Annotated in this window: 9 protein-coding genes and 1 pseudogene; 9 read left to right on the forward strand and 1 reads right to left on the reverse strand. The window is 43.8% G+C overall.

The annotated features are described in order from the left end of the window. Nucleotides 1–577 precede the first annotated feature (577 nt). On the reverse strand, nucleotides 578–3,094 hold the full coding sequence (locus tag RDO37_RS05650) for a ribonucleoside-diphosphate reductase subunit alpha (RefSeq protein ID WP_308498397.1): 2,517 nt from the start codon (nucleotides 3,092–3,094) through the stop codon (nucleotides 578–580). 1,350 nt (nucleotides 3,095–4,444) lie between these two features. On the opposite strand from RDO37_RS05650, the gene ruvC reads away from it, so the two are divergent. The 9 genes and pseudogenes from ruvC (at nucleotide 4,445) to RDO37_RS05695 (ending at nucleotide 14,505) form a co-directional block, all read left to right on the forward strand. Further along, nucleotides 4,445–4,993, forward strand: a complete 549-nt coding sequence (ruvC, locus tag RDO37_RS05655; protein ID WP_308498398.1) for a crossover junction endodeoxyribonuclease RuvC — start codon at nucleotides 4,445–4,447, stop codon at nucleotides 4,991–4,993. A 96-nt stretch (nucleotides 4,994–5,089) separates the two neighbouring features. Next, nucleotides 5,090–5,752: a Holliday junction branch migration protein RuvA gene (gene ruvA, locus RDO37_RS05660; RefSeq protein ID WP_027940058.1), complete on the forward strand. Its 663-nt coding sequence runs from the start codon at nucleotides 5,090–5,092 to the stop codon at nucleotides 5,750–5,752. Nucleotides 5,753–6,062: 310 nt separating this feature from the next. Next, on the forward strand, nucleotides 6,063–7,139 hold the full coding sequence (gene ruvB / locus RDO37_RS05665; RefSeq protein ID WP_303074541.1) for a Holliday junction branch migration DNA helicase RuvB: 1,077 nt from the start codon (nucleotides 6,063–6,065) through the stop codon (nucleotides 7,137–7,139). A gap of 380 nt (nucleotides 7,140–7,519) precedes the next feature. Further along, the gene (locus tag RDO37_RS05670; RefSeq protein ID WP_308498399.1) at nucleotides 7,520–7,963 is read left to right on the forward strand and encodes a YbgC/FadM family acyl-CoA thioesterase; all 444 of its coding nucleotides are present in this window, start codon (nucleotides 7,520–7,522) and stop codon (nucleotides 7,961–7,963) included. Nucleotides 7,964–8,574: 611 nt separating this feature from the next. Further along, nucleotides 8,575–9,255: pseudogene (gene tolQ, locus RDO37_RS05675) on the forward strand (protein TolQ); the annotation flags it as partial. 710 nt (nucleotides 9,256–9,965) lie between these two features. Further along, the gene (gene tolR, locus RDO37_RS05680) at nucleotides 9,966–10,406 is read left to right on the forward strand and encodes a protein TolR (protein ID WP_027940056.1); all 441 of its coding nucleotides are present in this window, start codon (nucleotides 9,966–9,968) and stop codon (nucleotides 10,404–10,406) included. 240 nt (nucleotides 10,407–10,646) lie between these two features. Then, nucleotides 10,647–11,588, forward strand: a complete 942-nt coding sequence (gene tolA, locus RDO37_RS05685; protein ID WP_308498400.1) for a cell envelope integrity protein TolA — start codon at nucleotides 10,647–10,649, stop codon at nucleotides 11,586–11,588. A gap of 333 nt (nucleotides 11,589–11,921) precedes the next feature. Continuing rightward, nucleotides 11,922–12,401, forward strand: a complete 480-nt coding sequence (locus RDO37_RS05690) for a hypothetical protein (RefSeq protein ID WP_308498401.1) — start codon at nucleotides 11,922–11,924, stop codon at nucleotides 12,399–12,401. A gap of 283 nt (nucleotides 12,402–12,684) precedes the next feature. Beyond that, nucleotides 12,685–14,505, forward strand: a complete 1,821-nt coding sequence (locus RDO37_RS05695) for an IS1634 family transposase (protein WP_308498402.1) — start codon at nucleotides 12,685–12,687, stop codon at nucleotides 14,503–14,505. Nucleotides 14,506–14,570 lie beyond the last annotated feature (65 nt).

Here is a 14,570-nt window from a genome sequence, read left to right on the forward strand (position 1 = left end):
TAATAGGCTCAAAACAAACAGCTATTATAGCTTTTAAATTAAGTGTTGAAAATCTAGTATATATACTTTCCGTTGTGGTAGTGCGATCTTAAATATTTGGTTTTGTCTTAAATGCGGCATTTGCAGTTAAAAGATCACCATGAATGAAGATTTATATCAAAAGTCTATGATGGGGACAAAAGCATAAATTGGCATTAATACCAATGTGCAGAGCGTGTATTTTGTTTAAGGATCGCAGCTTTGCACTACGCAAGATCGCCGCAAGGTCATGATCTTTAATAGTCAAAACATAAACTCTAAAACAGCACAAATGTCTAAAGATCACAGGCGGAGAGTAGATGATCTTAGAGCAATGAATCAGAGCATGGCTATGGGTAAGTCAGACCCGATGAAAGATCGTGAAAAATAAGCTTATCTTGGAATAAGGGCGTGGAGTCTGTAAGAAGCGAGGGCTATTGGCCGTGCCTTTGAAGTGGGGGCGTGGGTAGGATAGGTGCTTGAAAAAGCAAAACGCCGAGACTCGAGGGAGTTTCGGCGTTTGTGAGATCGTTACTAGGTAGCTAGTAGTTTTGTGATCTTATGAGGCGCAGGATTCGCACTCTTCTACCTCAAGGGCCTTGGAGCGTACGTAGTAGATAGTCTTAACGCCACTTTCAAAAGCCTGCAGGTAAAGGTTTAATACCTGACGCATAGTGTAATCGTTGGTGATGTACAGGTTCATAGACTGAGCCTGATCGATGTGGCGCTGACGGATACCGGCAGCACGTACAGACCAGCTCTGGTCAATGTTGTGAGCGTTCTTGTACAGCCACCAAGTCTGCTGGCTGAGCTCTGGAGCTACACGTGGCAGCATGGAGCCTTTCTTCTCCTCAAGGAAGTAGCGATTCATTACTGGATCGATACCTGCGGTAGTACCTGCGATGATGGAGGTAGAAGAGGTAGGGGCGATAGCCAGTAAGTAGGCGTTGCGCATGCCCTGATGCTGTACGGTACGACGTAATTCTTCCCACTGTGGGCTGTTGTACTTACGCTTGATGAAGTACTGACCGTTTTGCCAATCAGAACCCTCAAAGTACTTATAAGAACCCTTCTCAGCAGCGATATCGGAAGAGGCGCGAATAGCGGCCATGTTGATACGCTCAAAGACCTTATCAGCAAAGTTTAAGTGCTCCTCGCTTTCCCACTTGATGCCGTGCTTAGCAAGCATGTGGTGATAACCGCTCATACCAAGACCGATGGAACGGTACTGGCGATTGGTGATCTCAGCGTATGGAGTTGGGTAGAAGTTAAGGTCGATTACGTTATCTAAAGCACGTACTGCAGTAGCAACTAAGCTATCTAAGTACTCACCATCCTGCACTGGGATGCGGCCTAAGGATAAGGAGGCTAAGTTACATACAACAAAGTCGCCTGGCTTAGTTTCAGTAACTACGCGAATCTCGCCATCTTCAGTCTTAATGGAGCGGCTAATTGACTCAATACCACGCATGTTCTGAGCAATCTCAGTACACAGGTTGGATGAGTAAATGCAGCCAACGTGGTGATTTGGGTTAGCCTCATTAACGATGTCACGGTTGAAGATAAATGGAGTACCAGTTTCAACAGCTGACTTGATGATGAGACGAACAATATCCTTAATGGCGATCTGACGCTTACCGATACGGCTATCGTGAACGCAGTCTAAGTACTTAGACTCCCACTCGTGACCGAAGAAGTCCTCGAGGCAATAGCCCTTAACCTTCTTGATCTCGTATGGGCACATTAAGTACCAGTCACCATCGATGTTCTCTTGTACTTGTCGCCAGAAGAAATCAGGCACACAAACAGCAGGGAACACGTCGTGAGCCTTCATGCGGTCATCGCCGTTGTTAGTACGCAGCTGCAGGAACTCAGGTAAATCGCGGTGCCACATATCGAGGTAAACAGCAACAGCACCCTGACGTACGCCAAGCTGATCTACTGCAACAGCGGTGTCGTTGATAAGACGAATCCAACGAACTACGCCGCCAGCTGCACCTTCAAAGTTACGAATAGCAGAGCCCATGGCACGTACTTTACCTAAGTACATACCCATGCCACCGCCAAACTTAGAAACCTGGGCAAAGTTATCGATAGAACGATAGATGCCATCTAAGCTATCAGGTACGGTGTCGATAAAGCAGGAGCTAAGCTGATGGAATGGCTTACGTGCATTGGCAAGAGTTGGGGTTGCCATGGTCACTTCCATCTTGGAGAGCATGTTGTAAAAACGCTGTACCCAAGACATACGGTTGTGAGTTTCGTTCATGGCAAGGTGCAGGGCGATACCTAAGAACATCTCCTGTGGAGTCTCTAAAGGTACGTGCTTATGTGAAGAAATCACATAACGCTTAACTAAGAGGTCAAGGCCTGCAAAGGTAAAGAGGTTGTCACGATCAGGAACGATAAAGGAGTAAGCCTGCTCAATTTCATCTTGTGAGTAGCTCTTTAAGATATACGCACCGTAAAGGCCTGCCTCAGTTAAGTAGATGAGCTTGTCATAAAAGCCACGTAAGTTGAGCTTTGATAGTTCAATCTCAAGATTACGGTGGAACTTGTGAGCAAGCAGACGGCCAGCGATCATCTCAAACTTTGGAGCAGTCTGAGTGGTCAGTTCGCAAGCAGCCTTGATAAGGGAGTTTAACTGATCGTTAACTGATGAAGATGGCTTGGATATAGAAACGAACTTAGCAGAGAGTACATTTAAGGAGTACTCAGGCTCTAAGAAGTCTTTTTGAATACGCTCAAGGCACTTGTCTAAAGTGAGATCGCCAGTGGCAGTTACTAAAGCAATACGAGCAGTACGCAGCTCAGAGCGCTTCTGACGATATAAGATGAAGCTCTTAGCAACAGCATAGAAGCCTTGTTCCATTAAGGTTTCTTCTACGATGTCCTGAATGTTCTCTACAGTCTTCTCGGTAGCCTTTTGGACTTTCTCCGTAATAACACGGACTAAAGACTCTTTTTGCTCGTCAGTAAGAACCTGACCGACATTGCCGAAAGCTTTGGAGATAACAAAAGCGATTTTGTTACCATCAAAGGTTGCGGTTTGACCTGAGCGTTTAATGATTTGCAAGGCTATCTCCTGACTGTCATGAGTGGCAAGCGCTTTAAGTAAGCTCTTGCACTTATGGGCATGACCCCCATCCTAAACAAGTAACATTTATCAGCTACACATGAATGCAAAAGCAAGTATTCAAGTGCATTGCTGACAACCAAAAAATCCATAAGCCCAAGCTTGGTGGTTAATTAACCATCAAATACCAACACTAAGAGTCATAGCTAAGATGCAAAAAGACAACTCTTTTAGCACTCTGAAGCCATGAAAGATCGCGGCTTGGAAGCACATTTAGTCAACTAAAGAGCATAGGTAAATTAGCGCCATGGATCTAAAGTTGAGGTGCGCATTATATATGCTATTGAGGCTAAAAGCTCCAATCATGGCTAAATTTAGCAACTGTCGTTTGCTCGCACTACCGAGCATGACTTAGATGATGAGCTCATCCTCAAAGGGCACTGATTCTACACAAAAATTGTCAGAATGCCTAAAGTCTAAACGAATAATCATATGAACACAAAAAGCAACAAAAGCCCGTAAATACGCCGTAAGCGAACCAAGGCTACTCTTAGAAAGTCCGATTTAATGGGCTTCAAATTTTTTTGAACTTTTTTGCTCAATAGACTGTTGACATTTTTCTCACCCTTACAGACTCTAGATATACTCAAGGTTTGCACATAGGCCTTTACAAAATATTATCAATTAGCACTAATGACCACAGATCGGACAACTTAGATCAAAGCATCTCCATCGCTTTGTAAGTGATTATGATGTGTTCTGCGCCATTACGATCAGAGATCGTGAACATGGCAGCCGAAATATTTCACGATAAGCGCATCACTGCATACTCGCCCACTGTTAATTGCTCCTCACTACGCGCCCAAAGCAAATACGGCACAAGCGCGAGCAATCAGCCTGTGCGCCTCATTTAGAACATATCAAGCACGGCGTGAGTAAACGGCACTTGCACAGTGATTGTCTGCAGTATTGCGAGTAATTAACAGTAAATGGCTTGAGAGGCATGTTCCGCAAGTGGTGGCTAATGCCACCTTTATATAGCTACATGCAGCTTCATATGTTTAGCTTAGATGCTAAAAGTCTGTTGCGGTGTGCTAGGCAATAAAAAGTTGGGTTGGGACGCTTTAAGCTGATAAATATGCGATTTTAACTTTTTGTTGCGCTGATCTTCGTTGGCGCTAAGATCATGCGCTATTCTTATGATCGCTGTGATTGACAGTTGTTGCAGGTAGCAAGCTATGAGACTTGGCAAGTGCTGTGAGAGTTTTGCTTAAGCCTCTTGCTTGCAAAAGCAACTAGTTTTGCTAGCATGGAGCGCATTCGAAGCTTTATAGATAGGACTTAGCTTAGATGGCAGTGATATTAGGTATTGACCCAGGTTCGCTTAAAACCGGCTACGGTGTGGTGAGTATGGTAGGTAATAAATTGACTTATCTAGGCTCAGGCTGCATCAAGACAGGTACAACTGAAGACCCACTGCATGAACGCCTCTTAGTAATATTAGAGGCGATTAGCGAGATCATTGATCAATTTAAGCCCGATCAGATGGCTGTGGAGCAAACCTTCGTGTCAAAGAATCCGCAGTCGACCATTAAGCTCTCTGAGGCACGTGCTGTAGCTTTAGTAACTGGTGCAAAGGCAGGTATTAAAGTATTTGAATACACTCCAACTCAGATTAAACAGTCATTAGTAGGTTATGGCCAGGCTGAAAAGAAACAGGTTCAGTACATGGTTAAAACACTGCTAAAGCTCTCAGGCAATCCTCAAGCAGACGCTGCCGATGCTCTGGCATGTGCTATTTGCCATGGCTATACCCATCAGGTATCTACTCTGATGAAGGCCAATATCAAAAATGGGACTAACTTGACTAATCCAATGTTGCAAAACTATCGGGTGTAGCAGCTTAGTCTCGTAGCGTGAAATACTACAATTTAGGGCGCTTGTTAGCGTCTTGCTTCAAGATGTATTCGTAATCTAAGGTTTAAGGTTTTTATCATGATTGGTTCTTTACGCGGAAAGCTGTTAGGTTTTGAGGGCATTAAGGCCTTGATTGAAGTTCAGGGCGTTGGTTATGAAGTGGAGATTCCAGGTAACTTACTTACTGAATTTGTTGTTGGTGAAGAGTGCTTTGTCTACACCCACTTTGTAGTCCGTGAAGATGCTCAGCTCCTCTATGGCTTTAAGAGCAAAGAGGCCCGTTTACTCTTTAGAGAACTCATCAAGATCAATGGCGTAGGTCCAAAGGTAGGTATGGCCTTATTATCTTGCTTTGACCTTAAGACCTTTATTGAGGTTATCAATCAAAACCGTATCAATGCCCTAATCTCCACCCCAGGCGTGGGTAAAAAGACCGCTGAGCGCATTATTGTAGAAATGAAAGATCGCCTTGATAAGCTGCGCATTATGGAAGCTGCTAGCGTATCCACCGTTGGAACCACTGCTGTTTCAAATGGCCTCTTACCTGAAGAGGAGAGCAGCGCTGATGATTCAACTAATGCAGCCTTTGTTTGTGAGGATGCAGTCATGGCCTTAAAGGCTTTAGGCTTTACCGACAAGCAAGCCATCCCTGCAGTTAAGTCAGTTTACGAAAATGGCATGACCACTGAGCAGGTACTCAAGGCCACCTTAGCCATCCTGAGCAGCAAATCCCGTCGCTAAGAGTAATTAACAACCAAGCTCGTTTGTAAGCACAAACGAGTCGCAAGAGCCGTCGTGTCGCCATAGCCTTTGGCATAATAAGAGCAATTAACAGCTGAGGCTAAAAGGAAAGCTTCATATGTGCTGCTAATTACGTTGGCTTATTAAATGTACTGCTATGGCTTTTGTCAGAAAAGTTTGGCACAAGTACATCCTGATATAGGCCTCATTAGCCTCCGTGTGCTAAAATTTACAGCTCACTTAAGCAGCCTTTTTATGCCTAGGCTGCTTTGTTTTAGGTTAGCTTGTAATCTTCAGTTAGGAGGTTGATGTGGGAAAAGGTATTGTTGCTGATGCACTCGAGACTGAGGTTCAGCGCGATGTCAGTCCTGAAAAGACTGTAGAGGAAACAGTTCAAGAACTTCTCGACTCATCTGAAGACCGCGCACTGCGACCTAGAACTTTAAAAGATTACATCGGCCAAGAAGATGCCAAGCAACAGCTTGAGATCTATTTACAAGCAGCCAAGAAAAGAGGCGAGGCTTTAGATCATGTGCTGATCTTCGGCCCTCCAGGTCTAGGTAAGACCACCTTATCTAATATTATTGCCAATGAGCTCGGTGTTACTTTAAGCACCACCTCAGGCCCTGCCTTAGAAAAGAAGGGCGATGCGGCAGCTCTTTTAACCAACCTTGGTCAAAGAGATGTGCTCTTTATTGACGAAATCCATCGTCTCTCTCCAGTTATTGAAGAGTTTATGTATCCTGCGATGGAAGACTATCAAGTCGATGTGCTTATTGGTGAAGGCCCATCAGCTCGTTCAGTTAAGATCGGTCTGCAACCTTTTACTCTCATTGGTGCAACCACTCGTGCTGGTACCTTAACTTCACCACTGCGTGCTCGTTTTGGCATCATTTTGCAGCTGCAGTACTACTCGCCAGAAGAGCTCTTTATCATTATTAGTGCCTCAGCTAAGAAGCTCAATGTACCAATTGATAAGGAAGGTGCCATGGAGATTGCCAAGCGCTCTCGTGGTACTCCACGTATTGCCAACCGCTTATTAAAGCGAGTGCGTGATTTTGCTGAGGTAAAGTCGAATGGCGCGATCACTCAAGAAGTGGCTAAGCAAGCTTTAGATACTTTAAAGATCGACGTTGATGGCTTTGACGATTTTGACCGTGCTTACTTAAGATCTATGATCTTTGACTTCAATGGCGGCCCAGTTGGTATCGAAAGCATTGCTGCTACCTTAGGCTACGAAAGAGAAACCTTAGAAAACGTAGTCGAGCCATACTTACTGCAGCAAGGCTTTGTGCAGCGCAGCCGTATGGGACGTGTGGCCACAGACAAAGCCTATGAAAAGTTCGATGCTATGGATCGTTTAGCTGCCGCACGAGCAAATAGCTAATAGATCTGAAGAGCAAGATCTTGCACTAAGCACCTTTTTCAGCTGCAATTATTTCAGTAGCTTGTAGCGATCGAGCATCCTCCAATGCAAGCCTAAAAGAGCGATAGCCCATTTTTCTTTACCGATGTTATCTTAAGATAGGAGCGCTAAGAACTCTGTGGGCGTATCATGGTGCTTACATTTGATCTCGTGCTAGTGTCTTGATGCTTTGGCAAAACAGCCACTGAGAATATTGCCGAATTTGCAGGAGCCTCATGTGCGCGTGTACGTAAGTGTAATCTCATAGTGGTCTTGCTGTGATGGTAGCTCATGAGTTGCTTGGTTTTTAGGCTGTCATTAGATATTTGTATATTGTTGTTTAGGCATAGCAGGAGTTTGCGATGAGCCTTAATGAGTTTTCTTGTAAGTTTAGGGTTTACTACGAAGATACTGATTGCGGCGGCATTGTTTACCACGCAAACTATCTTAAGTTCTGTGAAAGAGCACGGACTGATTTTGTTCGTGAGGTAGTAGGCTACAATCAGCAACAACATTTAGATGAGGAGAAAAAGGGCTTTGTGGTCTCCAAGATCACCGCTAAGTTCATCTCTTCTGCAAAACTTGAGGATATGCTCACCGTAACTTGTGTGCCTGTGCTGTTGCGCCGCTCTTATTTAGAGATGTACCAAGAGATCAAAAATGACGCAGGTCAGGTGCTCTTTGCCATGCGCTCAACCATTGCGCATATCAACTTTGCATCTAATCGCCCAGAGGTAATTCCTGCAGATTTTTCAGACAAGGTTAAAGAGGTGCTCGCTCCTGAGGATTACAAGACTCTGTGCTAGCCCCAAATAATTACAAGAATTAGTGCTATGGCCTTAAAACAGTAGCACTTTTTCAAGGGCCGTAAGACGGTAGCACTTTTGCGAGGGCCTTAAGAGAGTAGCACTTTTGCTAAAGCTTAGATGCTGCTAAGTTTTGCCTAATAGCATCTTTGTATCATACAAGCATAAGATGGGCATTTTGCAGTGCTTGAAGTTCTGTACTCGGCTTGTAGTTTTGTACTCGTTTTAGTCAAGCTAAGATCTTTTCGCCTTTGGTTTTGTATCGCTTAACTTTGATCTTAGTGACCCTTTTGGTGCTGTCTTTGTCTATATGCTGAAAAAAATCAGCTAGTAAGCAGCAAAAAGACTGTACAATTGTTAGCTTTATTAGCTGTACATCATTAAGCGCAATTGAAGGGTGTGATCTTTTGTCACGATTCTGCAGTTGCTGTTTATAAAGACGGCATAGTTTTATGAACGCCACCAAAGCTTTGTGCAAGAGACTTTGGCTTGGCTTTGATGCTGTGCATCGAATAATGAAAAGAACGCTATTGCAATCCATATTATCTATGGGGCAGGCGATTCTAGTAGATACACTCAAATTTGCTTCATAGTGTGGAGAATACTGATTTATGCAACCTCAGGAAGCGCTCTCCTTTACCGAGCTGGTCCTTAATGCCAGCTTCTTGGTACAGTGTGTGATGCTGTTCTTATTAGGACTTTCCATTGCATCCTGGACCATCATCATTTCGCGTAATAATCAGTATCGCGTGGGTAGAGCCAAGGCTGATGCCTTTGAAGATCGCTTTTGGTCAGGTATTGACCTTAATAATCTCTACCAAGAGTGTATGCAGCGTCCTGATGATCTCGTTGGTTTAGAAGTTATCTACTCAGCAGGCTTTAAAGAGTTCGTGCGTTTAGTTAACTCAGGACCAGCTGATCAAGACGTAGTTATGGACGGCACATACCGTCAGATGAAGGTTGCTTGCTCACGTGAAGTAGAGTTGCTTGAAACCAATCTGCCAACCTTAGCTACCATTGGTTCTATCAGTCCATATATCGGTCTGTTTGGTACCGTTTGGGGTATTATGCATGCCTTCGTAGCATTAGCTGCAGTTAAGAACGCTACTTTAGCCATGGTTGCCCCTCCAATTGCTGAGGCGCTGATTGCAACTGCTATGGGTCTGTTTGCGGCTATTCCAGCTGTTATGTTCTACAACCGTTTCGTAACTAAGGTTGAGGCATTAGAGAATCGCTACTACAACTTCATGGATGAGTTCTCCACCATCTTAAATCGTCGTTTAGTAACCATTCGCACCCAGTTAAATCGTCAGCAGTTTAATCAGGACAATGCTCAGAACCAAGCACAGCCAAGTGCTCCAACTCCAGTTGCTGTAAACATGGGCTCTTCTCCAGATGGCAATGATTTAAGTGCAATGAACAACCTTAATGCCATTAATCCATCTAGACCTCCTGAGGGCGATAGCTACCAACAAGAGTATGACGAGCCATTTGATCAGTCTGATGAGGCTGCATCTATCGCTCAGGCTGTAGCTGGTCATAAGTCCAATCCAAATCCAGTTCAGGTGCCAAGCATTAAAGAGCAAGCCCGTCCTGCTGTGGCAAATCAGGATATGAATGCACAGCGTGCAGCTCAGCAAAATCAAAACCGCAGAGCAGCTGCTAACACCTTAGGTGGTGTGAGCGCCGCAAACCGCAACTTAAACCCTCAGCAGCTTAACGATCGCAATATGGCTGCAGGTTATCGCGGTGTAGTGCCTCCACGCAATGCTAGCAATAACAATGTAAATGCCCAGTTACCAGGCGGCCCTGCAACTGCAGTTAAGCCAAATCAGGGTTTAAAGCCTGAGAGCACTTATCGCTCAGGCAATAACTTTGATAACCGTCAGCAGCAAAAGAAGGCTGATGACGCTCCGCACTACATTTCTCCAGGTGGTCAGACTCCACGTCGCAATCGCCCATCAGGTGCTGATGGCCCCTAGAGTTTTTGGAGGTTAAGTAGATGGCAGACCGTGGTCGTAGACGTAAGAGCCGCACTGTAGCCGAGATTAACGTAGTGCCATACATCGATGTTATGTTGGTGCTGCTCGTTATCTTTATCGCCACCGCTCCAGTAGTAATGCAGGGTGTAACAGTTGATCTGCCTCAAGCTGAGGCTGAGGCTATGAATGAAGATCAGCGTACCCCAATTATTGCGACTGTAGATAAGGCAGGTCAGTACTTTGTTAGTGTCGATACTCAGAGCGTTAAGATCCCTGATCTCGATACTGTAGGCAAAGTAGTTGCCGAAGAACTGCGCAAAGATCCTAACCGTCCTGTAGTGGTTCAAGGCGATGCCCAGGTTGCTTACGATAGCGTCATTCGTCTAATGAATGCTTTAAAGCAAGCTGGCGTACAAAGCGTAGGTCTAGTTACCGACCCAATTCCTGTAGTGGGTAAATAGGCAAGAGCGCGTTTGTACTACCAAAGCTTCAATGCCTACCCAATTTAGGTAGCTAGTAAATAGGCAAGAGCGTGTTTGTACAAACAAAGCTTCAATGCCGACCCATTTAGGTAGCTGGTAAATAGGCAAGAGCGCGTTTGTACAAACAAAGCTTCCATGCCCACCCATTTAGGTAGCTGGTGGACAAGCTTGCAAGCTTTGGTGGTACTTTAGGTTTTTAGTTAAATGGTGGAGTAGTCTGTGAAACTCGGAATTGGTCCAGCGTTTGTTATAGCTTTGGCTATTCACGGCGTTCTGCTAGCTGTTTTAGCGATTAACGTGTCTTTAGACAAACCTAAGCGTCCAGAAGAAAAGACCGGCCAAATCATGCATGCCACCATGGTTAATGTGCCCCCAGCTAAAGGATCACCACAAGGCAAGCCGCCTCAGCAAAATAAAGTTCAAGATACTGCCAAGCAAGCGGCTGAAGCTGCAGCTAAGGCCAAGGCAGAGGCTGCAAAGAGAGCTGAGCTTGCTAAACAAGTAGAGGCTCAAAAGAAAGCTGAGGCCGAACGCCAAAAGGCTATTGCGCTAAAGAAAGCAGAAGAGGCCAAGAAGAAGGCTGAAGAGGCTAAGAAGAAGGCGGAGGCTGAGGCTAAGAAGAAAGCTGAGGAAGAGGCCAAGAAGAAGGCCGAGGCTGAAGCTAAGAAGAAGGCTGAGGAAGAGGCAAAGAAGAAGAAAGCCGAAGAAGCTAAAAAGAAAGCAGAAGAGGCCAAAAAGAAGGCTGAGCTTGAAAAAGTAGCTAAGCAAATGCTTGAAGACCAACAAAAGCGTCTTGAGGCACAGCAAAAAGAGCAGGCCGATGATCTTGAAAGTGATCTTTTAGGACAGGTTCATGGTACTAATGATGGCGTAGGTTTAGGCTCTGGTACTGGTTCAAATGAATCTCAGACTTATGGTGCTAAGGTTCAGCAGTTAATCGAGCAGAACTGGCGTATTGATCCATCGATGAATGGTAAGAAAGTAGTGGTGACTGTATCAGTTGATGATGGTGGTCAAATCTACAACTTAAAATGCGATGGCGATAAATCAGTATGTGCTAGTGCCGTCTCTACCCTTAATCTAATTGGTATGTTGCCTCGTCCTCCACAAGGATGTAAGGACTGCAGCACTATCGTGATCACCATGACACCAAAGATTTAGTGCTGCTAACGTAAGCTAACGTTAACGACTAATTTACGCGCCATTGCCCTTAAAAGCAGTGGCGCTGTTGTATGTGGTTAACAACAAACAACAGTAGCATTTGGTCTTAGTAGGCAAATCAATAATCAAACAGCTGCAGCTATTGTAGTTTCTTATCATATGGCTATGCTTAGGTTTAATGAATCAAATTATTAATTCTAAGCAGAGGTAAAGGTATGCGAGCAAACGAAAAGGTCTTGCGTTTTGCGGCAATTCTTAAAGAAGGTGGTATAGCTCGATCTAAGGTATGTCCAATATCCACTGAGGCATTTGCGTCCTTATCAGAGGAGTTTTTTGCAACGAGCTAGAAGGCGCAAGGAAGAGTGCGGAGTTGATGCACAGCTGGTGCTTGCAGAGGCGACGGCAATCTATGAAAGATTGAAAACTTATGACCTAAGCTCGATCCATGCTCTTTTAGAAACAGTAAATTCACGGATTAAGGATGCAAGAAGTCCAGGTCGCGTAGTATATCCTGTGCATATAGTGCATATGGTAATCATGATAGCAAGGTGCTTTAACCTCAATAGTGCAAATGAGATTGCAGCTTTCTATAACGGCTACAATCTAATACTTCAGCTACTTATACCGGGTATGCCTTCTCCATGTAACTTCATTTCAGGGTCTACGATTAAGCTTGTTCGCACTCTTAGCCCACAAAGAGATGCCGAGCAATTATACGAAGAGTTATATCCTTCGATAAAAACCATTACTGATGACCTTTTTAGCTTCAAACCTCAGCTAAATGTAATCATTTATGAGAATGGAAATAATTAGATAACATGCGATCTGATTCGGTGAGCCCCCACTTATTAATAATGGCTTTTGTCTTTCACACTGTATGAGGGGTGTTTTTAGTTTTTCTGACAAAGCCCTTGTCTTGTGAGAACGTGCCAAATTTGTGTGCACACATGATAAGAATTGCTTACAAAAGGCTTATACCCGACTTTAGCACTTTCTAAGAAGCAATTGTAGCGATAAACCGCATGCAATTGCATTTTTTGGGGTCTTGATAATCCACTAGAATGTAGATACAAAAAAAGGTTATACAAGGGTTAGTATGTATATTTCAGTCCAAACAAGAAAAGTCAAAGATAAGGTTACGAAGTACGTATATCTATTGGAAAGCATTCGCGATCCAAAGACCGGCAAGAATACTAAAAGAAAGATTCAGAACTTCGGAAGACTGGATGTACTTGAAAAAGAGAACCCTGGCTTTCTTGACGAGCTCAAGAAAAAGTACAAGTCGCGTGAAGACAGAGCTAAGGAAAGGCAAGCTTTAGCCGTGCGTAATGAGGAATACATCGACTCAGATGCGCCTGATGCTGATTTGTATGAGTCATATTCACAGTCTTTCATCTACGGACATTTTGTACTTAAGCGACTGTGGAGCGATGTGCTTAAAATGCACGATCCGCTGACCTATCTAAAGAATCAAAAGTACAAGACCGAATTAGATCTAAACGCCTTAGTTTCTACTTTGGTGTTTAAAAAGGCATTAGGCGGTAGCTCTTTACAAGCTACATACAACAACCATGCTCATTTTTTAGGAACGACAAAAGAGCCACTTTCTCTTTCAGACATGTACAGTGCTTTAGATATCATCCAAGAAAACAAGGACATGCTGATTGCTAGAATAAACCGTGCAATTACTCAGAACTACGGTGAAGATAGGTTTGTTTTGTTCTTTTACGAGGTAGCTAATACTAACAGTCAAGCTCAAGAGAACGGTTTTGAGCATCAAGCAGGTTCTGTATTACTTGTCATTGATAAATATGGTCTTCCTGTGGACTATGATGTCATTTCAGGCAATGAGTCTGAGGTTCACACATTAAGAGAAGCCATAGAGGGCTTACAAGCAAAGTACGCCATCAACAACGCAATTGTTGTTGCCGATAGCTATCTAAACTCTGAACAAAATCTGAATATGATAAAGAGCTTAGGAATGGGCTTTATCGTTTTGCATAAAGTATCAAGCCTAGGCGCTTATGAACAGAAAATGCTTGATTTAGAGGGCTACCAAGACATTTATGAGAATGACCCATGCTCAAAGTACAAGATAGTTAGCGACTATACCCATGAGTATACAGACGGTAGTGAGATTGCAAGCAACTTAATCTTCACTTTTGATGAGCAAAGTAAGAAGCGTGATGATATTGCTATCGATCAAGCGGTTGCCAAAGTTGAGCAGATGGTTAAAGACAAAGCCAAGATAAACTATTTAAATAGTTGCTATGCTGCTTATGCAATAACAAAAGAAAGCAGTGACGGTCGTGAGATTAGCGGTGTTAATCATGACTATGTGGCTAAGCAAAGGGCGATTGCTGGATACAGATGCATGGAATTTTTAGCAGTAGAAAATGGCGCTGGGGTAGCTAAGATAAGTGTCAATCAGGTTGCATCGCTTTACGGTCAGCTTAAGCATATTGAAGATTGCTTTAGAATCATGCAGAGCGATCTTGAGATCATGCCGGTGTTTGGATATACATCCGGGCATATTAAAGCACATGTACTACTGTGTTTCATGGCTCTGACACTAGTGTGTTTACTTAAGAAGAAACTGCATGACGAGGGTCATTTATTAAACCTTGAGCAAATCATAGAGGTTATGAACAATATGACTCTTAGCAAGACTCAAATCAACACAAATACTGAGCCTGTATACATCGTAAACAAGGCGATAACTGACGATAGAACTTACAGAGCTCATGATGTTGCAAATGAAGGCCTATTAAAAGAAGTTCCTTTGAAGTATGCACAATTTGCAATTATGCGTGCAGTAGGTTTATACCGTCTTCCGTCAGTGGTATCCAAAACCACTCTCTCTGGGTGCTTGCGAACTAAATTCCCGCTTAAAGAAGATGGCTCAATCTACATCTAAGGTCTAAAGATTGGACAAATTTAAAAAAGCTAACCCGTGTCTGCTAAAAGGCAGGTCTGGAGTTC

Origin of the sequence: uncultured Anaerobiospirillum sp., from assembly GCF_902485895.1 — a bacterium.
Taxonomy (GTDB): Bacteria; Pseudomonadota; Gammaproteobacteria; order Enterobacterales; family Succinivibrionaceae; genus Anaerobiospirillum; species Anaerobiospirillum succiniciproducens.

What these genes read in the sequence shown, in the direction of transcription:
- RDO37_RS05670 (WP_308498399.1), top strand. Translation starts at nt 7,520, where the DNA reads ATGAGCCTTAATGAGTTTTCTTGTAAGTTTAGGGTTTACTACGAAGAT.
- ruvA (WP_027940058.1), top strand. Translation starts at nt 5,090, where the DNA reads ATGATTGGTTCTTTACGCGGAAAGCTGTTAGGTTTTGAGGGCATTAAG.
- RDO37_RS05695 (WP_308498402.1), top strand. Translation starts at nt 12,685, where the DNA reads ATGTATATTTCAGTCCAAACAAGAAAAGTCAAAGATAAGGTTACGAAG.
- tolR (WP_027940056.1), top strand. Translation starts at nt 9,966, where the DNA reads ATGGCAGACCGTGGTCGTAGACGTAAGAGCCGCACTGTAGCCGAGATT.
- ruvC (WP_308498398.1), top strand. Translation starts at nt 4,445, where the DNA reads ATGGCAGTGATATTAGGTATTGACCCAGGTTCGCTTAAAACCGGCTAC.